Annotated in this window: 3 protein-coding genes; 1 reads left to right on the forward strand and 2 read right to left on the reverse strand. The window is 70.1% G+C overall.

The annotated features are described in order from the left end of the window. Positions 1-255: LysR substrate-binding domain-containing protein (locus VFM98_RS01860; protein ID WP_325108191.1), on the forward strand; the 255-nt coding region annotated here is incomplete at its 5' end. On the opposite strand, the gene VFM98_RS01865 is transcribed toward VFM98_RS01860, so the two are convergent. Continuing rightward, a complete protein-coding gene (locus tag VFM98_RS01865) occupies positions 245-1,375 on the reverse strand; it encodes an ATP-dependent 6-phosphofructokinase (protein WP_325108192.1) in 1,131 nt (376 codons plus the stop codon). The genes VFM98_RS01860 and VFM98_RS01865 overlap by 11 nt on opposite strands. An 88-nt stretch (positions 1,376-1,463) precedes the next feature. Further along, on the reverse strand, positions 1,464-2,084 hold the full coding sequence (locus tag VFM98_RS26160) for a c-type cytochrome (protein WP_414708970.1): 621 nt from the start codon (positions 2,082-2,084) through the stop codon (positions 1,464-1,466). Positions 2,085-2,353 lie beyond the last annotated feature (269 nt).

Consider the following 2,353-nt stretch of genomic DNA (forward strand, 5'->3'; position numbering starts at 1 on the left):
CTGTTCTCGATGCAGGTGGCGGCCGCGAGCTGCGGAATGGGCGTGGCGCTGCTGCCCACGCTCTTGATCCAGGCGGAGCTGGCCGCCAGGACGCTGGTGCCGGCCTGCGAGCGCGGGGCGATGACGCGGCGGGCGTACTACCTGGTGCAGCCGGAGCAGCCGGAGCGGGCAGCGGTGGCGGGGTTCAGGAAGTGGCTGGTGAATGAGGCGCAGCGGGAGGGGCCCCCGTACGCTGCGCGTCCCTTCACGTCATGAACGCCGACGGCACCTTGCCATCGAACCGCAACTGCATCCCCGGCACGCCGAAGGAGGTGCCTACCGCCATCGCGGTGGCGACCATCGGCGCGTCGGGGGCGACGGTGCGCTGGCGGTTGGCGACGTCGGCGATCGCGACGCCGGTCAGGCGCCCCTGCTGCACCGCCGCCATGCGGCCCCACTGTTCGTCGGCCACCAGCGCCGCCGCATAGGCGCCGAAAGCGGTGGCGAGGTTGCGGTCGTAGGCGGTGGGCGTGCCGCCGCGCTGCACGTGGCCGAGGATCGCGGTGCGCACTTCGGTGTCGATCCGCTGGCACAGCGCATGTTCCAGCACGTTGCACACGCCGCCCAGCCGCAGCGGATCGGGGCTGTCGGCCACCACCTGCCGCACCGCGAGTTCGCCGCCCCTGGCCTTGGCGCCCTCCGCGACGCAGACCAGCGTGAAGCGCTGGCCGCCGCGGGCGCGCTCGCGGCACACGCGCGCGACCTCCTCGATGTCGTAATCGAATTCCGGGATCAGGATGATGTCGGCGCCGCCGGCCACGCCGGCATAGAGGGCGATCCAGCCGGCGTAGCGCCCCATGGTCTCCAGGATCATCACCCGGTGGTGGCTCTGCGCCGTGGTGTGCAGCCGGTCGATCGCCTCGGTCGCGATGGCCACCGCCGTGTCGAAGCCGAAGGTGCGGTCGGTGTACATCAGGTCGTTGTCGATCGTCTTGGGCACGCCCACCATCGGGATGCCGGCCTGCTGCAGCCGGTGCGCGATCGACATGGTGCCGTCGCCGCCGATGGCGACCACCGCATCGAGCTTCAGGTCCTCGCGCACGTAGCGCACCACTTCGGCCGACACGTCGGCGTTGCCGCGCGCGTAGTAGGCGAAGGGATTGGCCTTGTTGCTGGTGCCGAGGATGGTGCCGCCGAGCGTCAGGATGCCGGACACGTCGGCGTAGCTGAGCCGCCGCACCTGCTGCTCGATCATGCCGGCGAAACCGTCGACGAAACCGAACACCTCGGCCCCCGCGTCCTGCATCAGGCTCTTGGCGACCGCGCGGATGACCGCGTTCAGGCCCGGGCTGTCGCCGCCCCCGGTGAGGATGCCGATGCGCTTGCGTCTGGACATGGGCGGCAATGATACGAGCCGCACCGTTGCCGGGAGGGGCCGGCCCGTGCCGGCCCTCCAGGATCCCCGCCTGCGCGGGGACGACCTCTTACTGCGACTGGCTCACCATGTAATCGACGGCGGCCTTCACGTCCGCGTCCGGCAGCGAGGTGTTGCCGCCCTTCGGGGGCATCATGCCCTTCTTGCCGGTGAAGCCGTTGATCGCGTGCTGGTACAGCGTGTCCTTGCCCTGGGCGATGCGCGGCTTCCATTCGGCCTTGTCGCCCGGCTTCGGCGCACCGGCGACGCTGGCGGCGTGGCACATGGCGCAGGTGCTGCTGTAGACCGTCTGGCCGCTGGCGCCCGCGCCCATGGCCGCGGTGTTGCTGGCGTCCGTGCCGGTGGAAGACGACGCCACCGTGCTGGAGGACTGGTCCGTCGTGCTGCTGGTGGTGGGCGCGGCGGCCATGTTGGTGCTGCTGTCGCTGGTGGACGGCGCCGTGGCCATGTTGGTGCTGCTGTCGCTCGTCGACGGCGCGGTGGCCATGTTGGTGCTGTTGTCGCTGGTCGAGGGCAGCGTGGCCATGTTGGAGTTGTCGGTCGACGCCGGCGCGGTCGTCGAGGGCGAGGTCGAGGCCGTGGTGTCGGCGGCGTTGTCGTCGTTGCGGCCGCAGCCGGCGAGCGCTGCGGCGACCGCGAGGGCCGTGGCGGCGAGCATGAGCTTCTTCATGGGACGTCTCCAGTTTCTGCTGACGATGAATCGGAAAATTCTAGGAGTGCACCTCTGCGGGCAGGCATCCCGTGCGTCTGCCATCCCTGTCCGACAAGCCCGGCAGCGCCGGCAGAATGCAAGCGGGCCGGCCTGCCCGGCAGGTCCCCCGTTGCGCCGCGGCATCGGAAGCCCTGCCGTTCACGTTCGTTGACGTTCGTTCATATTGCGTTCAGGCAGCGCAACCTAAGCTTCAGGCACAACGATCCCCGAAGGAGTCTTCCATGCTA

It is taken from the genome of Ramlibacter sp. (assembly GCF_035706265.1).
Lineage (GTDB): Bacteria > Pseudomonadota > Gammaproteobacteria > Burkholderiales > Burkholderiaceae_C > Ramlibacter.